Below are 18,411 nucleotides of genomic sequence, written 5' to 3' on the forward strand. Positions count from 1 at the left end.
ATGTCCCTCGATCAATGCGCCGCATGGCGCCGGTGCTCGTCGCCGGCGTCGTCGCGGTCGCCGCGGCCGGCGTCTGGCTCGGCAGCGGGTCGGCGTCGGCCGGCTCGCTGTCCGGCACGCTCTACCGCGACCCCGACTCCAACGTCGTGCGGTGGGTCGCCGCCAACGGCGGTGACTCGCGCGCCGCGGTCATCCGCACCAACATCGCCAGCCAACCCCAGGCACGCTGGTTCGCCAACTTCAACATCTCGACGGCGCAGCAGGAGGCGGCCGCCTTCGTCGGCGCCGCCAACGCGGCCAACCAGGTACCGGTGATCTCGGTGTACGAGATCACCAACCGCGACTGCGGCGGCGCGAGCGCCGGTGGCGCGCCGGATCTCAACCAGTACCAGACGTGGGTGGGCAACTTCTCCCGCGGCCTCGGCAACCGGCTCGTCGTGATCATCCTGGAGACCGACTCGATCGCGCTGCAGACCTGCCTCAACCAGCAGACGTTGGCCGCCCGCAACGCCGCGCTGAGCCAGGCCACGCAGACCATCAAGTCCGCCAACCCGAACGCCAAGGTGTACCTCGACGGTGGCCATTCCACCTGGAACTCCGCGTCGGAGCAGGCCAACCGGCTGCGTGCGGCCGGCATCCAGTTCGCCGACGGGTTCTACACCAACGTGTCGAACTTCAACTCCACGAGCAGCGAGGTCAACTACGGCCGGCAGATCATCTCCGCGCTCAACGGTGCCGGGGTCTCCGGTAAGCGGCAGATCATCGACACCAGCCGCAACGGCGGCGCCGCCGGCGACTGGTGCGGCGACGACAACACCGACCGGCGCCTCGGCCGGTACCCGACGCTGGACACCGGGGACGCCAACATCGACGGGTACCTGTGGGTCAAGCTCCCGGGTGAGGCCGACGGGTGCGCGTTCCAGGCCGGCAGCTTCCAGCCCCAGTTGGCGTTCAGCCTGGCCAACGGCGTCGCGCCGCCGGTGACCCCGCCGTCGAGCCCGCCGCCGAACAGCCCGCCGCCGAGTTCGTCGTCACCGTCGACCCCGCCCTCGAGCAGCAGTTCGTCGCCCAACACCCCGCCCGGTGCCTGCTCGGCGACCTACCGGATCGACAGCCAGTGGAACAACGGTTTCGGCGCGACGGTCACCGTGCGGGCCGGCACCTCGGCCATCGGCAGCTGGATCGTGCGGTGGACGTTCGCCAACGGCCAGACCATCAGCCAGCTCTGGAACGGGGTGGACACGCCCAGCGGCGCCGCGCACGCCGTCCGCAACGCACCGCACAACGGCACGCTGGGTGCCGGCGCGTCGACCTCGTTCGGCTTCAACGGGACGTGGAGCGGAACCAACTCGACCCCGACGCTCACCTGCACCAGCCCGTAGCACCACGACGCCGGGCGGGTGCCACGAGCGCCCGCCCGGCGCCGGTCAGAACGGCACCGCGGTGGTGAGGAGCCCGGTGGGCTCGACCGCCGTCGTCGCGGCGGGTCGGCCGGACACGATGCGGCAGAAGTCCAGAGCGTCGAGGCTGATCGGCTCGGCGTCGCCGCTGGACCAGTGGCCGCCCGCGGGGCCGGTGAGGTCGAGCGTGTACGGCCGGCCGTGCCGGTCGGCCCATTCCCGCACGACCTGGTCGACGATGCGTCCCTCGTGCTCCGCGGTGATCCGGGGCGGAAGGCCGGTTGCCGCGTGGATGTCCAGGCGGTGCATGAACGGGTCGCGGGTCAGGATGATGTCGACGAGGTATCCGATCGTCCACCACTCCAGCTGCCCGTCGACCAGTTGGCGTTCGGGGAGGGTCCGGCGGCGGACGAGGCCCGGTACCCGCCGGCGCCCGCGCACCGCTTTCGGGGCCAGCGCACGGTACCGGGCGACCAGGTCCGCCGCCGTCAGCCCGGCGTTGAGGCGCACCTGCAGCGCGGTCAGCTCGTCGATCGACGTCGGCGCGCCGGCGCGGCGGGCCGCCCGCATGGCGGCGACCTGCTGGCGGATGAGCCGGGGAACGCCGCTGACCATGTCCATCATGCCGACCATGTGACCCACGGTCGCGCGGACGTCCCATCCGGTGTTGACGGTCGGTGCCGCCCACTGCTCCGGCGCGAGCCCGGCCAGGAGCTCGCCGCCCCGTTCGTATTCCGTGGCGGCGAGCCGCATGGCGGGGTCGTGGTCGATCGGCGCGACCCGCCGTGTGGACCGGCTGGGCGCGGTCGTTCGGGTGGTGGTCACGGTCGACTCCCTTCATCGGTGATGCCGAGGTTGTCGGAGAACATGTCGATGGCGCGGTCGAGCAGGCGGGACCACCGGTCACCGCCGGGGTCGTTGGCGAGCTGGGTGTCGACCATGCCGGCGACGATCGCGACGAACAGGTCGATGTCCTCCTGCCCGGTCACCCCGTGGCGGGCCATGCGGGCGGTGAGGTCCGTCATCACCGCGATCGACGGGGCGTACGCCTTCGCGGTCGGGGTGAAGTCCGGAATCGTCCGCAGGCTCATCAGCTGATTGCGGGCCGGGAACGCGACGGCGAAGTCGAAGTAGACCCGGGCGTAGTACCGCAGGGCGGCCCGGCTGGTCGGTGGTTCGCCGGACTCCGCGGCCGTTGCGTAGTCGCGGTACTGGGTCCAGGCGTCGCCGAACATCGCGTCGTAGATGGCGTTCTTGGACGCGAAATGGGTGTAGAGCGACGGCGCCCGCATGCCGACCAGCTCGGCCACCTCGCGCAGGGTCACCTGGGCGAGACCCTTGTCGCGCGCGAGGCGCCAGCCGGCGTCGATGATCTCCCGCCGCGTCGCCGAACGGCGTTCGGTTTTCCTATCGCGGTTCGGACTGCCTAACATGATTAGGAGTGTGGGTCATCCGGTACGGCCGGGTCAAGCGGTTCACCGGATGTAGTTCGGGCCGTGCCAGGTCGTCAGGTCGTCGTCGCGCCAGTAGAAGTCGAATCCGGCCATGTCCCGCCGCCGGGCCGCGACCTCCAGGTGACCGTGCTCGTCGCCGTAGTTGCTCTGGATGAGCGACACCTCGTCGTACTGGCCACGGCCGAACGTGGTGTACGAGCTCCAGTTCGCCCACGGGTCGTTGCCCGGGCCCTGCAGGACGTCGTTGTCCTTGTACATGTGCGCGATGCCGGTGGGCTGCATCGGGACGACGAGTTCGTAGTTGCCGTACCGCACCTGGTCGACGCTGATGACCGGCGGGTCCGCCGAGACGTTCTGGTTGAAGCTGCTCATGATGATGCTCGGACGCCCGCGGAAAGGGCCGCCGAACTGCGTCGGCAGGATCTCCTCGCCGAACCGGTACGGCCCCTTCCACGTGCGCGGGTTCGGCGACGGATAGCCCTGCCGCGCATACAGTTGCAGCGTCCCGTTGGCCGCCACCGCGGCCACGACGCGGTCGCCGTACTCGTCGCGTTCGCTCGGCCAGGCCTCCGACCCGACGAACGACAGCAGGAAGCTCACGCCCTGCAGCACGTCCCCGTCGACCCGGGCCACCTCGATCCAGTTCCCGCTGACGCGCTCGAACTCGGCGAAGCCGCCGCTCTCCATGGGCACCACCGCCCGCAGCGGGCCGGGAGGATTGTCGGCCCGTTCGGCGACGAGCGCCGGCGCCGCCACCCCGTGCGGCAGCTTCACCTCGAACGGCCCGTTCCAGGCCCAGCCGCCGCCGTTGTCGCGCCACGCGAAGTCGAGCCGGTCACCCGCCGGCTCCTCCTGCCGGGCGAGCACTTCGAGGTTGCCCTGCTCGTTGCCCGGGACGAACTTGTGGTCACTCTCGGCGATGGAGGTCGAGGTGTACCGCGCGGTGCCGACCGGTGCCTTCGGGAGCACCCACTGCCCGTCGCCGCCGTTGTTCCGCCAGTAGTGCGAGAGCCCGCCGCGGATGAGGTCGGGCACCACGACCTCGAAGTTGCCGTGCTTGGCGTCGCCCGCCTGGGTCTGGACGAGAAACCCGCTCGCCGGTGTCAGGCTCATGATCACTCCTTCGGCGTTGATCACCCTCGGTCACTGTGAGTGTGCACTCGGCGATCTTCATCCCGGCCGTAGTGACAACAAGCCGACCCGGAATACTCACCCGGATGGCTGACGAGACGGCGGAATTCTCCGACGAGCGGATCGGTGCCCTCGCCCGGCAGTTCCGGGACGCGCGACCCGACTGGTCCGACGCCCCGCCCACCGGGACCCGGCTGACCCACGGGGAGTACCCGTACCTCACGGCCGGCCTGGGCGGCGGTGGCGCGGACGTGACCGCGCAGGTCGGGCACTTCCGGCGGGCGGCCGCCGCGGTGTCGGCGGTGCTCGGCCCGGCGACGGTCCGCGGGACCTACGGCGTGCTCGGGCCACCGCACTCCGCGCGCCCGTCGTGGGGGAGCCCGTACGTGCGGTGGCGGCGTCCGGAGCCGGGCGACACGGTCGAGCTGATGGCCGGCCCGGACGGCCCGGTCCTGGTGCTGCACCCGACCGGCCCGGCCGAGGCCTGGCTCCTCCGCCGCTGGCCGGGCGACGGCGTCCTGTGCGAGCTGGCCTGGACCGAGCCGGCGTACACCGAGGCGGAGGCGGCGCACGGCCACTCGTTCGACGGTCACGAGATCCCGGGCGTGACACCGCACGGGAACTGGGACGGGTTCGAACGCGCGCTCGGTGGCTGGCTCACCACCGTGTCGGCCGAGCAGGAGGCGCTGAGCCTCACCCTCGGGCCTGTCATCGGCAACTCCACGTTCGGGTTCGACGTGCTTCCCGGCCGCGACCGGCTGGTGATCGGCGGGTTCCTCGACGACGCGGTCGACGCGCGGGCGCTCGGCTGGCTGCCACCCGATGCCGTCCCCGACGACCCCTACGGCCAGGGCGGACCCGAGTGGCGACTGCTCGGCGGCCCGATGGGCGCGGTCGACGGTCCGGCGCTGGCCGGCGTCCTGGTCCGAACCGCCCGCGCATGCGGCCTGGCCGGCCCCGCCGACCTGACCATCTTCGACGGCAAGAGCGCGCGGCTGCCCGACAAGGCGAACTACTGGCACACGTTCTTCGTCCTCGGCCTGGACCACGGGCGCTGACCGGCTGTCACGGCGTGATCCGCGTGGTGCGGCCGGCGACACCGGCCGCACCACCCTGTGCTACGACGGCGGCAGCAGACACGCACCGACCCCGGCCACCGGCGCGTCCTGGGCCTCGTCGACAAGGGCCGCCGCGGCGTCGGTGCCGCTGAGCCCGTCCCGCCACATCCTGGCGGCGATCATTCCGGCGACGATCGCCGCCGAGAACGAGGTGCCGCTCCACTCCGCGACGCCCTCGAAGTCCGCCTCCTGCCCTTCGCGCGGCGGCTCGGAGTACGTGTACCTCCCCGTCGGGAACGCGTTGACCACTTCGTCGCCCACCGTGTAGACGTCGACCCAGCCGCCGAAATTCGTGAACTCCGCGCGGGCCGAACCGTCCCGGGTCAGGGCGCCGACCGTCACCGTTCCCGGTCCGGTGGCGGGCCAGAAGGACTCGTTGGCTCCGTCGTTGCCGGCCGCCGCGACCACGACGACCCCCGCGTGCAGGCTGAGGCGGTTCTGCAGGAAGGTGGCGAACGCGAGCAGGCCGGTGGCGTCGGCGGCCCGCGTGCCGGCGGGAAGGCAGATGACGTCCGGGTGTGAGCTCTGCAGTATCCCCTCCATCTGCTGGACGAGATCGGTCTCGAACGCGGCACCGGCGACCGGGAACGCCCGGACCACCCGCACGTCGGCGCGCGGGGCCATCATGCGCACCAGTCCGGCCGTGACCGTGCCGTGCCCACCGGCGTAATGGATCCGCACGTTGCCGGAGTCGTCCGTGACCACCTCCTCGTCGGGGTCGCCGACGACGCCCGCCAGCCAGTCGTTCGCGTTGACGGTCGCCTGGTCGATGCCGTTGTCGAGGATCACCACCCGCACGTTCTCGCCGGCGTCCGCATCGTCGACGGGTCCGGGCACCGGTGCCGTTCCGCGCAGCCGTGGCCACGGTTCCCTCGCGGCGCACCAACCGGTGATCACCTGGGACAACGCGATCACGTAGTCGTAGGTCGCGACGCCGCGCCCGAATTTCGCGGCGACGAGCTGCAGGGCGTCGACGACCGGGAGGCTGCCGGGGAGCCGGAGCAGCCGGACGCCGTGCGTCACCGGCCGGGCGACGACGCGCGCTTTCGCCTTCCCCCGGGTCCGCACCTCCGCCGTCAGCAGCTCCGTGACGGCGTCGACGAACTCCTCCCGGACGACGATGTGGCGCTCCCGGTACAGGAACTCGGCCGGCTGCGGTCGCCCGTCCGTCCCGACCGGTCCGGCGGTCCACGACCAACCGGCACCGACAGGGGTACCGGCGGCACGGAATCCGTCCTCGATCAGGCCTCGCTGTACTTCGTGCTTGGTGACCATCAGATCTCCTTGTGTTCCGGGTCGACATGGCGTCCATAGAATCCGGGGTGATGGAGGCGGACTCCGATCGGCTTCTGCGGCTTGCGTTGGCGCGCCCGTCCGAGGCGATCGCCGCGGCCGACGCCGTCCTGACCGGTGCCCCGGGTGCGGAGGCGGCGTCGATCGCCCGTCAGGTGCGTGCGATCGTCCTGCGCGACCGGGGCCAGATCGCCGCCGCCATACCGGAACTGCGCGACGCGCTGGCGCTGGCCCGCCGTACCGGGCGAGTGGCACGGGTGGCCGAGGTGCAGGCGTCGCTGGGCGTGACGCTCGGGCTGGCGGGTCGCACGTCGGCCGCTCTCGACCTGCTCGACGAGGCCGCCACGGCCAGCTCCGGGCTGCTCACCGGGCGGGTCCTGATGCGACGGGGTGGCATGTTGCGCGAGGTCGGCCGTTACCGGGAGGCGCTGGCCGACCTGCACCGGGCGATCGCGTCGATGCGTCGCGGCGGCGACCTCGTCTGGGAGGCCCGGGCCCGCAGCCACCGGGCCCAGGTGTACCTCGCGCTGGGCCAGGCCCGGCGGGCCGACCGGGACATCACCGAGGCGGGCCGCCGGCTCGCCGCGGCCGGCCAGGAGTACGAGGCGGCGATCGCGACCCAGAACCGGGCGCACATCGCCTTCCACGTCGACGATCTGCCCCGCGCTCTCGGCCTGCTCGACGAGGCGGCCGCCCGGTTCGCGGCACTGTCGGTACCCGCCCCCGACCTGTCGGCGACCCGGTCGACGATGCTGCTCGCCGCCGGGCTCGCCCACGAGGCGCTGGCGGTGGCCGAGGACGCCGTCCAGCGCCATGCCACCGCACCGGCACTGCGCCGCGCGGAACTGCTGTTCGCCGCCGCGCGGGCCGCGACGGAGGTCGGCGAGGTGACGCTGGCCGTGGCCCGGGCCACCGTCGCCCGTGATCTCTTCCGCGCGCAGCGCCGCCCGTGGTGGCAGGCCCGCACCTCGTTCCTCCTGCTCCAGGCCCGGTACCGGGGCGACGAACGCGGGCCGTCGTTGGCCCGCCGGACGGCCCGGATCGCCGCCCGCCTCGACGCGCTCGGCGCCGAGGAGGCTCCGGCCGCCCACCTGCTGGCCGCCGAGCTGGCCGGGCCGGCGGTCCGGGACCGGCACCTGGCGCGGGCGGCGGAGTTCCGGAAGCAGGGCCCGATCTCCGGACGTCCGGTCGGTTGGCTCGCCCACGCGCTGCGGGCCGAGGCGACCGGCGACGGTCGTCGAACGCTGGCCGCGTGCCGCCAGGGCCTCGCCGCGACCGCCGAACACCTCTACACGCTGGGCGCGACGGAGTTGCGGGCGCACGCCGCCGCCCGGGGCGCGCACCTCGCGACGATCGCCCAGCAGCACGCGCTGCGTCGCGGCGATGCCCGGACGCTGCTGATCTGGAGCGAACAGTGGCGGGCGGTGGCGCTCGCCGCCCCGCCGGCCCGGCCGCCCGACGATCCCCATCTGGCCGCCGACCTGGCCGCGCTGCGGCACGTGATGCGGGAACTGCAACTGGCCCGGGCGGCCGGCGCCGGCACCGCCGCGCTCCAGGCCGAGCGGCACCGGCTGGAGGGCTCCGTCCGGACCCGCACCCGGCGGACCGCCGGCGGCCCGCGCCGTGGCGCCGCCGGGTTGACGTCGGTGGCCGACCTCCTGGACGAGCTCGACGGCCATCGGATGATCGAACTGGTCGCGGTGGACGACGTGCTGTACGCCGTCACCCTGACCGGCCGGCGGGTGCGCCTGCACGAGGTGGGACCGCTCGCGGCGGCGGTCCGGGAGGTCGAACTGGCCCGGTCCATGCTGCGCCGGCTGGCCTACGAGCGGCCGTACGCAGCGGGCCTGGACGGTCTGGCCGAAGCGGGGGAGCGGCTGGAGCGGGCCCTGCTCGGTCCGGCGGCGGCCGACACGGACGAGGGTCCACTCGTGCTGATCCCGCCGGGTCGCCTGCACGCCGTTCCGTGGGCGTTGATCCCGTCGTTGCGCCGCACGCCGGTGCGGGTGGTGCCGTCGGCCGTGGTCTGGCTGCGGGCCAGACGCGCCCACCCGCCGCGGTCCCGACGCACGGTCGTGGTGATCGGCCCGGGACTGGACAGCGCGGCTTCCGAGGCCCGCGAGATCGGGCGGCTCGTTCCGGGCACGGTCGTTCTCGGCGACGGCCTGGCAACCGCCGACCGCACCCTCGCCGCCCTGAACGGCGCGTGGACCGCGCATGTCGCCGCGCACGGCACGTTCCGCCGGGAGAATCCCCTGTTCTCGGCCCTGCACCTCGACGACGGCCCGCTCACCGTGTACGACCTCGCCCGGCTGCGCCGGGCCCCGTTCCGGCTGATCCTGTCCAGCTGCGACTCCGCCCTCGCGGCCCACGTGGGCGGCGACGAACTGCTCGGCATGGTGGGTGCGTTGGTGTCGCTGGGCACCGTCAGCCTCCTCGCGAGTGTGGTTCCGGTGAACGACGCGGCGACCAGCCGGCTCATGTTGCGGATCCACCGGGAGCTGGGCGACGGGACGTCGTTCGCGTCCGCCCTGCTCGCGGCGCGCGGGGGCGAGACCGACGATCCGGTGGCGGTCGCGACGGCGATGTCCTTCGTGGCGCTGGGTTGTTGATCGACGTTCGGCCACGGGTCATCACCTCCTCTCTCGGAGGAACAGGAGGAGTTCCGGGTGCCGGGTAATACACCCGCCCGCTGTCCGACCCGTCACGCGGCGCCGTGTGCGGTGAACGTGCACCAGTTCACGAACGCGGCCGGATCCGACCGGTCCAGCGTGGCCCGCGCGGCGTGGAGCGCGTGGGCCAGGGTGCGACCGCTGATCAGGCCCTCGTGCAGGGCGCACATCAGGTCGACGGCGGCGACGTCGGGAACGGCCGCGGTGCTGGCGACGATGCCGGCCGTGCCGCGCGCCAACAGCGCGCTGACGAAGCCGAGCACCTCGTCGCCGGCGTAGCTGACGTCGATCCCCGACTGGCACGACGCGAGCACCAACCGGTTCGGCGCCGCGCCCCGCGCCTGGAACTCCTGCACCGTCAGCGGCCCGTCGCTCAGTATCAGCGACGAGAACAGCGGATTGTCCGATCGGAGCAGGCCGTGGCACGCGAGGTGGACGAGTCCCGCCCCGTCGGCCAGGTCGACGACCGCGGCGGTGGTGCTGTGCGGCGGCGTGATCACCGTGGCGTCCGGATACAGGCGGTGCAACCGGCGGATCTCCGCCGTCGCACCGGGCAGGTGCGGCCCCTCGACGAGCACCACCCGGCGGGCGCGCCGTCGATCCACGGCGGACGTCCTCGTCCGGGCCCAGAAACGCGCCGACGGCGCGAGCGACAGCGGACCGTCGTGCATCGCCGGCCAGGGGACGCCGTGCAACTGGCCCACCGGCACGACGACCAGTTCGGCGTCGGGGGCCACGGCGAGCGGATCGAGGAGGAGCTCACGCAGCGTCCCGATGTGGTGGTCGGCGCTCAGCCGGGCGGCCGCCAACGACGCGGGCGGTCGGCTCTCCGTGAGGCGCCGCAGCGCGAAGAGCAACGCCCGTAGGTGGACCGCGGGGGTGCCCGCGGTTCCCAGCGGGACCACCCGGGAGCGTCGGGGCTCGACCACGATGGCCATGAGCCGGTCGTGCAGGATTCCGTACTCGACCAGGATCCGGCCGGCGAGCAGTTCACGCAGGCGGCTGACGCCGATCGGCGTGGCGGCGGGTCCGGCGCTGGTGTGGCGTTGCCAGGTGGCCCGGCGGATCCGCGACTCGATCGTGGCCTGGCGGGTCAGCAGCGTCTCGGCCGTCGGACCCCGGTTCGTCTGCAGGGTCATCGCCTCGACCTCGGCGTACGCCGCCCGAAGCGCCGCGAGATCGTCGTCGATGTCGCGGCTTCCGGCCGGCTCGACGGCGAGGAGCGCGGCGGCCCGGGTGCGCTCCATCCAGTCGAGGACGTGCCGTGGGGCGCCCGCCTCGATCACCACCTCCAGCCCGAGCTGCCCGAGCTCGACGCCGTGTCCGGACGCCAGCGCCCGCAGTTCGGCCGAGGGTAGGGCGGCCCGGTGCCGGGCGAGGTCGCGCAGACCGCGCCGGCAGTTGGCGAGGGTCTCGCCGCGCCGGCCCGACATGCGTGCCGCCAGGGCCGCGGCGACCCGGCCCAGCAGCCGGACGAGGATGGGCCGGGCGGTGGCCAGCTCGGCGGCGCGCTCCAGCGAGCGGACGGCGTCGCCGACCCGGCCCAGTTTCGCCGCGATCCGCCCGGCGACGACGTGCGCGTGCACCGCCGACGACGCCAGGCCGGCCGACGTGAGCGTGGCGCAGACGTGGCGCGCCCGCCGCAGGTCGGCGGCGTCGACGCTGCCGGCCCGCAGCCTGGCCTCCGTACGCACGAGTACGGCCCGCGCCTTCCATACGGTGCGGTCCTGCCGGCCGAAGCTCTCGACGGCCGTGGCGGCCGCCCGCTCCGCCGCCACCGGATCGTCCAGCAGCATCGCCAGCTGCGCGATCCGCAGCTGGGCCTCCGCACCCATCAGGGGCACTCCCATGGTGCGGAACACGTCCGCCGCCGACCGCGCCGCCGCGGTCGCCTCCGGCAGCAGGCGAAGGTCCATCAACGCGTCGGAGTACTCCACGAAGTGCTCGCCCAGGGGCAGACCGGCCGCCTCGTGCGCCCGCGCGGACTCCTCGAACAGGCGCAACCCCTCGACCAGCCGACCGGCCTGCACCGTTGCCCAGGCCTGGGTCTCCAGCACCATGGCGACCAGGGCCGGGCCGACCTGCCCGGCCCGGCGGGCCGCACCGTCGAGGTGGCGGAACGCCTCGCCGTACCGACCCACCTGCGCATCGATCATGGCGAGGTTGTTGCCCGCGATCACCTTGATGCGTGCCGGCGTGTCGGACCGGGCCAGCAGCTCGCGATAGGCGGTGGCCGCCGGGCCGAGCCGGCCGAGATTCTGGTGCAGTACGGCCCGCTGGAACCGCACCTCGACCGCCCTGCCCACGGCGACGAGCCCGCCGGCCAGGTCCAGGTCGCGTTGGGCCGATCCCATCCGGCCGAGCTCCTGGTTGACCGCCGCGCGACTGAGCAGAACGTCACCGAGCGCATGATCGAGCCGGTGCCGGCGGGCGATCCGCGCCGCCTCGTCGAGCAGGATCTTCGCCTGGGCGTCGGCCAACCTGGCCCGCTCGGCCCAGGCGAGCGCCCGGAGCGCGAGCACCAGCGCCTCGCGGTCGCCGGCCCGCCTGGCCCGGCCGACGAGATCCGCGGCCGCGGACCGGAACCTCATGGGGTCGGCGATGACGTTCTCGTGAACGCGCCTGGCCTGTATCACGAGGTCGGCTGTGGGCTCTTGTTCAGTCAAGACATCCGACTCCGAACGCAGCCGGGGAGGGGGTTATCGGGGAATGGTACGGAGCGGCGTCACCGTTCCGGTAGTAAATACTCCGGTTTGCGTGCCTTCAAATCGATAGGGGACTTCATGCAGAAATCGGATCGGAGACGCGTCGCGACCGCGGGCCCGATTCCCGGCTGGTCGTTCCTGCGGCCGGAATCGGCCGTCCGGCGTCGTCACCGTCACCCCTCCGGACCGTATTAACCGCAGGCCCGAAACGTTCCTAGCCCACAGACTCGACATAGATCTGTCACCGATGGAAGGACATGTCGTGGAGAGGGTGCGGGACTACGACCTGACCATGCTCATCAAGGCCAGCATCAACGGCGCCGACGACGCCTGGGACGAACTGGTGCGACGCCATGCGCGCCTGGTCGCCGTCGTCATACGCCAGTACCGGTTGCGTCCGGCGGACGCACAGGATGTGAGTCAGATCGTATGGTTACGCCTCATCGAATCACTGGAACACATACGGGAGCCGGCGGCACTGCCCGGCTGGCTCGTGACCACGACCCGGCGCGAGTGCCAGCGGTACGCCCAGCGCGGCAGCCGCACCGTGGTCGTCGACCCGGCGACGCTGACGTCGATGACGGCGCCCGACGCCCCCGACGCGGGCGACGCCCTGCTGGCGACCGAACGCCATCAGGTTCTGCGCGACGGACTGGCGGAGCTCTCACCGGAGCAACAGCGGCTGATCGCCCTGTTGAGCAGCGATCCGCCCGCCACCTATGCCGACATCAGTCGCATCCTCAACATTCCGATCGGAAGCGTCGGGCCGACTCGCCGGCGTGTTCTGGAGAAGCTGCGCCAGACCGCCGCGGTCCAGTCGTACCTTCGGAGCCCTACCGAAGTGAAGGCGGGAGGTGCGCGGCATGTCACGGCCGAACTGGAACGATGACGACGACCTCGCTCTGGAGCTGAGCCAAGCCCTCCACTCGGACGCGATCGAACAGCAGGTCGTCGAGGCCGCCCGCGCCGCCCGCCGGTGGCGGGCAAGTGATCCCGACGCCGAACTCGCCCTGTTGCTCTTCGACAGCGACGTCGACAGAAGTGCGCTGGTGCGCAACGGCCACGCGGAACCGCGCCGCACGCTGCTCTTCGGCTCGGGCCCGCGCCAGGTGGAAATCGAACTGGGCGAGGACGGCATCGAAGGTCAGCTCATCCCGCCGGAGCAGGCCCTCGTGCTGTTGGTGACCATCGCGGGGGAATCGGTACAGACCACCGCCGACGCGGTGGGGTGCTTCACGTTCCCGGGCCCGCACAGCGGACCGGTCCGTCTCGAGTGGACGGTCGCCGGCGACCGGCTGGTGACGACGTGGATCGCGACCTCGTCGGGACAACCTACCGAGCGGTGACCGCGGGCGACACGGCCGCGGCGAAGGCGTCGGCGGTCCGGTCGATCATCTGCTTGGCCTCGGCGCTCACCAGCGGGTTCGACCGCAGCTTGCCGGTGTACGGCGGGAGGACGTCGTTGCCCTGCGCGGTGATCGTGAGGGTGACGTTGCCGCGGCGGAGGACGACGGTGCCGTTTCCGAGGGTCATGCCGGCGATCTCGGAGGTGCCGTAGAAGTAGTAGCCCTCGTCGTAGTGCTGGCCCTGCCGCTGGGTGCCGACCTGGTCGACGTCACCGCTCTCGCGGATGGTGACGTTGGCGCCGCGACCCGACGCGATGTCGGTGCGCTTCGACGCCTCGTACGTCGACTTGGCCAGCCTCAGCTCGTCCCAGGCCTCGTACGTCACGCCGATCGTGCGGGCCTTGTGCCTGTCGCCGGAGTCGAGCTTCCAGGTGCAGGTCAGCGGGCTGCTGCCGGTCCGGTCGGTTCCGGTGACCTTGAGTGCCTTGGCGAGGTCGGCCGGCATCACCGTGCACGCGTCGGCCGGCGTGGCGAACGCGGGCTCGGGTGGCGAGGCCGAGGCGGCACCGGCGGGCGGGCCGGACTGCCCGGCCGGCCCGGTGGTGTCACCGCAGGCGACGAGCGCCACCGCCCACAGGGCGACGACGGCGGCGCGGGTCGACCGCGCCGTGCGGTTCGCGAACATGGTTCCCGGGCTCCTCGACGTACTCAACCGAGCAGGCTCATGACTTCGCCGGCGATGCCCAGCACCGTCGGCTGCAACTGCCCCTCGGCGAGCGGCTTGGTGTACAACTGGTGGCCGACCGGTTTCGACCGGTCCATGAGGAGGTCGGCGCCGCTGGTGGAGATGGAGACCGTGGCGTTGCTCGACAGGATGAGCAGTACCGCGTCACCGCTCTGGCCGAGACTGCTGGTGGTCACCGCGAAGGAGTAGGACGCTTCGTCGCCGAGACCGGTCGGCGAGTCGGTGCGCTGGACGCTCCGGTTGGCGTCGCCCGCCTGCTTTTCCTTGCGGAGCTCGTAGATCCCCTTGGCGACGTCCACGGCGGTGGGAAAGGTGCGGTCGATCACGGAGTACGTGACGGTCACGTCGATGTAGTTCGGGCGGCCGTCCGGCCCCTTCGCCGGGTTGTCGATGCTCCAGGAGCACTTCAGGTTCTGGTACGACACGAGCTTGCCGGTGTTCGGATCGGCGTCCATGCCCGGCAGCGACACCGTTGTGGGCCGGTCCATCCTGAAGCGTTGCGCCGTCGCCGTCGCCACGGCCGCACACGGGTCGGCCGGTTCGGTGTACCGGCCCGCCGGTGCGGTTGCCGCGGGAGTGCTCGGCACCGGGACGGCCGAGCCCGGCGACGACTGACGACTCCTGCCCGGCAGCAGACCGCATCCGAGCATGGTCACGGCGGCGAGCGCGAGCCCGCACGACAGCCCGTACCTGGCATGGGTGCGGCGCATCATTTCTCCAGCCGGGGGATGATCCGGTCGGCGATGGGTGCCAGCCGCTCCGCCATGGTGGCGGGGTTCTGGCCCTTCGTCGGGTTCTTCGGATCGATCAGGGTCAGCACCAGGTGGTACCGGCCGCTGCGGAAGACCAGGGCTCCCGCCTCGCGGGCGTACGTGAAGGTGACGCAGTAGGACTCGTCGCCGACGGTCCGGCTGATCGGCTGGCCCTTGTCGTACGGTCCGGTGGCGGCGATGTCGTTCGCGGCCGCCTTGTCGCCGGTGTAGCTGCGGACGTCGAGCTTGAGCGACACGCGGTCGTTGGAGGTCGTCTCGCCGGTGGTCCGCTGGCAACCGGTCTCGACGTAGGCGTACTCGTTCCGGTCCCTGACCGAGGTGCCGAGGCTGAAGTTGATGCGGCCCACGGCCGTCGCGATCTCCTCCTGGGCGAACGGCGCCGCGGGCACGTTCGTCAGCGCCTGGAAGTCCTCGGCGGCGAGAACGGCGCACGCGTCGAGCGGCGCCACCGGGTAGGCGGGGCTGTCGATTCCGATCACCGGGTTGCCGACCGGCTTGGCGGTGTTGGCCGCCATCCTGCCCGCGACGGTGTCCAGCACCTTCGGCTGGACCGTCGCCAGCTTGCCCTGTTCGATCAGCAGCGTCACCCGGGCCAGGGTCTTGCCCAGCCGCATGGCGAAGACCGCGTACTCCTTCCCCTCGGTGGACGTCGACGTCTTCGGCTGCCTGGTCACCGTGACGCCCTTGATCGCCTGTTGCGGCTCGTAGCGTTCGATGCCCTCGACCATCGCTTTCGGGCTGGTGTACTGCTCCTGGAACACGTCGATGCTGACCGAGCCCTCGTACCCGAAGTACTCGCAGGTGTTCTGCGGGCTGATCGGCAGGGTGTAGTCGCTGCCGGCCTCCATCGTGCCGGTTCCCTTGCCGTCGAAGAACGACCGCTGGTAGCCGCCCTTCAACGGGTTCGGCCTCAGCCGCACGCCGGCCTGCGTCAGTTCGGCGAGGCTCAGCAGCGAACACGCGGGGACGACCGGGGCACCTCCCACGGTGACCGGCGGCGCGTCGGCCTTCTCCGTCAACGGTGCCGGGTCGACGATCGACTCCTCGAGGTCCTGGAAGCCCGGCCGGTCGACGTTGGGGATCCTGCTTCCGCCCTTTCCGTCGGCGGCACCCGGGGACTGTCCGCCGTCACCGCTCACGCGGGTGTAGACCACGAACCCGCAGCCGGCGGCGAGGACGATCGCGAGGACGCCGCCGACGAGCACCGGAACCAGCCACCGGGCGGGCCGGCGCGGCGGCACGGGCGCACCGGGATAGGGCACCGGGCCGCCCTGGTACTGCGGCGGGCCGCCCTGGTACGGCGGCGGGTACGCCGGTGCCGCCGGGTATCCGTACGGCTGCGACGGGTACTGCTGTTGGTCCGGATACTGCGGCGGATGGGACACCCGGCGAACGGTATCGGCCGGCGTTCTCGCCACGCTCACGTCTCGCTGACGCGGCTCCCGTAGCGGAGGTCACCTTCCGTTGACCTCAAGCAGGCTTGAGGTTCGAGGATGGGTCGGTGAGTTCGTTGTCCGCGCCCTACCGGGCGCTCACTCTCGGCATGATCGCTCTCGTCACCCTGATCGCTTTCGAAGCGGTGGCCGTGACCACGGCCATGCCGACCGTGGCGCGGGCGCTCGACGGCCTCACCCTCTACGCGCTGGCATTCGGCGGCGCGCTCGCCGCATCGGTCGTCGGCATGGTCGTGGCCGGGGCGTGGGGCGACGCGCGTGGACCGGCCGGGCCGACCTGGGCCGGCGTCGCACTGTTCATCGCCGGGCTGCTCATCGCGGGAACCGCACCCGACATGTGGGTGCTGGTCGGTGGCCGGGCCGTGCAGGGTTTCGGCGGTGGGCTCGTGGTCGTCGCGCTCTACGTGGTCGTTGGCCGCGCGTACCCGGCCGACCTGCACCCGCGGGTCTTCGCCGCGTTCGCCGGCGCCTGGGTGCTGCCGTCGATCGCCGGGCCGTCGATCGCCGGGCTCATCGTGGAGCACCTGCACTGGCGTTGGGTGTTTCTGGGCGTCGTCCTGCTCGCGGTCCCGTCCATCCTGCTCATCGCGCCGGGACTGCGCGGCCTGCCGCCGGCCGAGCGGGGGACCGCCGACCTGTCCATCGTCGGGTGGGCCGTCGCGGCGGCCGTGAGTGTCGGACTGCTGCACTTCGGCGGCCAGCGGGGCGGCGTCGACGCGGTGGTACTCATCGGCGCCGGCATCGCCGGGCTGGTGTTCGTCACGCCGAAACTACTGCCGGCCGGCACGTTCACCGCGCGCCGGGGACTGCCGAGCGTGGTGCTGCTGCGTGGGTTCGCCGGCGCCGCGTTCATCCAGACCGACGTGTTCATTCCGCTCATGTTGACCCGTGAGCGCGGGTTCTCACCGTCGGCGGCCGGGCTGACGCTCACCGTCGGCGGGCTGGCCTGGTCCCTTGGCTCGTGGTACCAGTCCCGCCTGGGGCAGCGGCTCGGCCCGCGGGCACGGCTGACCCTCGGCCTGTCGCTCATCGCGGTCGGGGTCGCCGCGGCCGCCGCTGTCGTCGCGCCCGCGGTGCCGGTTCCGGTCGTGGTCGGCGGCTGGCTCCTCGGCGGGTTCGGCATGGGGGTGTCCTATCCGACGATGTCCGCGCTCACGCTCCGGCTCGCGCCCGCGGGACAGCAGGGGCGGAGCAGCTCGTCGCTGCAACTGTCCGACTCGCTGCACTCGACGACCGTGCTGGCCGTCAGCGGCACCCTCTTCGCCGCACTCATCGCGACCGCGCCGTACGCCGCCTACCTGGCGGGGTACGGGCTGGCGTTCGGGCTCGCCGTCGCGGGGATCTGGGTCGCCCGGCGGACCTCCACGCCGACCGGAACACCCGGACGGGCATCCGTGCCGGTCGGGTGAACGGCTCCCGTGCTCACCACTTGTCCCAGGAGATGGTCCAGTCGCCGATGCCGTCACCGAGCGCCATCTGACGCGGGGTCCCCTTGACGTCGACGACGTCGCCGAGGCCGAAGTTCGCGTAGAACCACTTGGCGTTGTCCGGTCCGACGTTGAGGCACCCGTGCGACGTGTTGGCCCTGCCGTGCTGCGAGATGTTCCAGTCGGCGAGGTGGACGTACTCGCCCGAGTAGGTGATGCGGCAGCAGTAGGTGATGTTCTCGTCGTAGTAGTTCGGGTTCTTCGGGTCGGTGATGCCGTAGCTCGCCGACGTCATCCGGACGTTCTGCGCCTTCTCCAGGATCACGTGCACCCCGGAGCGGGTCCAGTAGTTGATGGTCTCGCCGTTGTTGCCCTTGACGGTGCCGCCCTTGCCCATGCTGATCGGCATGTCCTTGACGAGCGCGCCGTCGATGAAGATCTTCATGCGGTGCGTCGCGCTGTCGGCGATCGCGATCTTCGACTGGCCGATCGCGAAGCTGGTGGTGGCGTTGGCGCCGCCCCAGACGCCGTTGCCCAGGTCGACCCCGCGGACGCTGACCGCCGCGGTGACCTTGGTGCCGGCCGCCCAGTACTGGGCCGGCCGCCAGTGCGCGTTCTGGTTGTCGATCCAGCGCCAGCGACCCTCGACGGCGGGTTCCGCCCGGACGGTCATCACCTTCTCGGCCGCCGCCCGGTCCTTCACGGGCTTGCTGAAGTGGACCATGACGACCTGCCCGACGCCGTACGTGGCGCCGTTCTTCAGGCTCTGCAACGAGTTCGCCTGGAACGAGACGTTCGCCACCGAGGCGGGCTTGATCGTGGTGAACGTGCTCGTCTGCTGGCTCTGCGTCCCCTTGCCGTCGACCAGGGTGACGCCGACGGTGTAGGTCTGG

At 72.1% G+C, this 18,411-nt stretch carries 15 protein-coding genes; 6 read left to right on the forward strand and 9 right to left on the reverse strand.

Going from position 1 to position 18,411, the window contains the following annotated elements; translation table 11 throughout:
- The first annotated feature begins 14 nt into the window (after positions 1-14).
- Positions 15-1,382 (forward strand): glycoside hydrolase family 6 protein, encoded by a 1,368-nt coding sequence (locus tag Vau01_RS24765; protein WP_203996806.1) that lies wholly within the window; start codon positions 15-17, stop codon positions 1,380-1,382.
- Positions 1,383-1,427: 45 nt separating this feature from the next.
- Here Vau01_RS24765 and Vau01_RS24770 read toward each other — a convergent pair whose 3' ends face one another.
- The 3 genes from Vau01_RS24770 to Vau01_RS24780 are packed head-to-tail and all read right to left on the reverse strand — an operon-like array spanning position 1,428 to position 3,967.
- A complete protein-coding gene (locus Vau01_RS24770; protein ID WP_203996808.1) occupies positions 1,428-2,225 on the reverse strand; it encodes a maleylpyruvate isomerase family mycothiol-dependent enzyme in 798 nt (265 codons plus the stop codon).
- Positions 2,222-2,833 (reverse strand): TetR/AcrR family transcriptional regulator, encoded by a 612-nt coding sequence (locus Vau01_RS24775; protein ID WP_203996810.1) that lies wholly within the window; start codon positions 2,831-2,833, stop codon positions 2,222-2,224. Before Vau01_RS24775 ends, Vau01_RS24770 begins: the two co-directional genes overlap by 4 nt.
- A gap of 42 nt (positions 2,834-2,875) precedes the next feature.
- Positions 2,876-3,967, reverse strand: coding sequence for a hypothetical protein (locus tag Vau01_RS24780; protein WP_203996812.1), 1,092 nt, complete (start codon positions 3,965-3,967; stop codon positions 2,876-2,878).
- A gap of 104 nt (positions 3,968-4,071) precedes the next feature.
- Between Vau01_RS24780 and Vau01_RS24785 the strand changes: the two genes are divergently transcribed.
- Positions 4,072-5,043: a hypothetical protein gene (locus tag Vau01_RS24785; RefSeq protein WP_203996814.1), complete on the forward strand. Its 972-nt coding sequence runs from the start codon at positions 4,072-4,074 to the stop codon at positions 5,041-5,043.
- 60 nt (positions 5,044-5,103) lie between these two features.
- Here the strand turns inward: Vau01_RS24785 and Vau01_RS24790 are convergent, their stop codons facing one another.
- Entirely contained in the window at positions 5,104-6,378 is a 1,275-nt protein-coding gene (locus Vau01_RS24790; protein WP_203996815.1) for a S8/S53 family peptidase, read from the reverse strand.
- Between the two features lie 50 nt (positions 6,379-6,428).
- On the opposite strand from Vau01_RS24790, the gene Vau01_RS64665 reads away from it, so the two are divergent.
- Complete coding sequence (locus Vau01_RS64665) at positions 6,429-9,008, forward strand: CHAT domain-containing protein (protein WP_203996817.1); 2,580 nt, start codon at positions 6,429-6,431, stop codon at positions 9,006-9,008.
- A gap of 92 nt (positions 9,009-9,100) precedes the next feature.
- On the opposite strand, the gene Vau01_RS24800 is transcribed toward Vau01_RS64665, so the two are convergent.
- Positions 9,101-11,659, reverse strand: a complete 2,559-nt coding sequence (locus Vau01_RS24800) for a CHAT domain-containing protein (RefSeq protein ID WP_203996819.1) — start codon at positions 11,657-11,659, stop codon at positions 9,101-9,103.
- Positions 11,660-12,035: 376 nt separating this feature from the next.
- On the opposite strand from Vau01_RS24800, the gene Vau01_RS24805 reads away from it, so the two are divergent.
- Positions 12,036-12,662 carry an RNA polymerase sigma factor gene (locus Vau01_RS24805; RefSeq protein ID WP_203996821.1) on the forward strand — a complete coding sequence of 209 codons (627 nt, stop codon included), beginning with the start codon at positions 12,036-12,038 and terminating at the stop codon, positions 12,660-12,662.
- Positions 12,637-13,119: a hypothetical protein gene (locus tag Vau01_RS24810; protein WP_203996822.1), complete on the forward strand. Its 483-nt coding sequence runs from the start codon at positions 12,637-12,639 to the stop codon at positions 13,117-13,119. Before Vau01_RS24805 ends, Vau01_RS24810 begins: the two co-directional genes overlap by 26 nt.
- Here Vau01_RS24810 and Vau01_RS24815 read toward each other — a convergent pair.
- From Vau01_RS24815 to Vau01_RS24825, 3 genes are read right to left on the reverse strand one after another with little or no spacing between them, the layout of a single operon-like run.
- The gene (locus Vau01_RS24815; RefSeq protein WP_203996823.1) at positions 13,106-13,804 is read right to left on the reverse strand and encodes a hypothetical protein; all 699 of its coding nucleotides are present in this window, start codon (positions 13,802-13,804) and stop codon (positions 13,106-13,108) included. The genes Vau01_RS24810 and Vau01_RS24815 overlap by 14 nt on opposite strands.
- Positions 13,805-13,827: 23 nt before the next feature.
- Positions 13,828-14,574, reverse strand: coding sequence for a hypothetical protein (locus Vau01_RS24820; protein WP_203996824.1), 747 nt, complete (start codon positions 14,572-14,574; stop codon positions 13,828-13,830).
- Complete coding sequence (locus Vau01_RS24825) at positions 14,574-16,022, reverse strand: hypothetical protein (RefSeq protein ID WP_203996825.1); 1,449 nt, start codon at positions 16,020-16,022, stop codon at positions 14,574-14,576. The genes Vau01_RS24820 and Vau01_RS24825 overlap by 1 nt, the downstream gene beginning before the upstream one ends.
- A gap of 116 nt (positions 16,023-16,138) precedes the next feature.
- On the opposite strand from Vau01_RS24825, the gene Vau01_RS24830 reads away from it, so the two are divergent.
- Complete coding sequence (locus tag Vau01_RS24830; RefSeq protein WP_239151821.1) at positions 16,139-17,500, forward strand: MFS transporter; 1,362 nt, start codon at positions 16,139-16,141, stop codon at positions 17,498-17,500.
- 13 nt (positions 17,501-17,513) lie between these two features.
- Here Vau01_RS24830 and Vau01_RS24835 read toward each other — a convergent pair.
- Positions 17,514-18,411 (reverse strand): L,D-transpeptidase (locus tag Vau01_RS24835; RefSeq protein ID WP_203996826.1); only part of this gene is annotated, 898 nt, incomplete at its 5' end.

The sequence above is a fragment of the Virgisporangium aurantiacum genome (genome assembly GCF_016863635.1).
Lineage (GTDB): Bacteria > Actinomycetota > Actinomycetes > Mycobacteriales > Micromonosporaceae > Virgisporangium > Virgisporangium aurantiacum.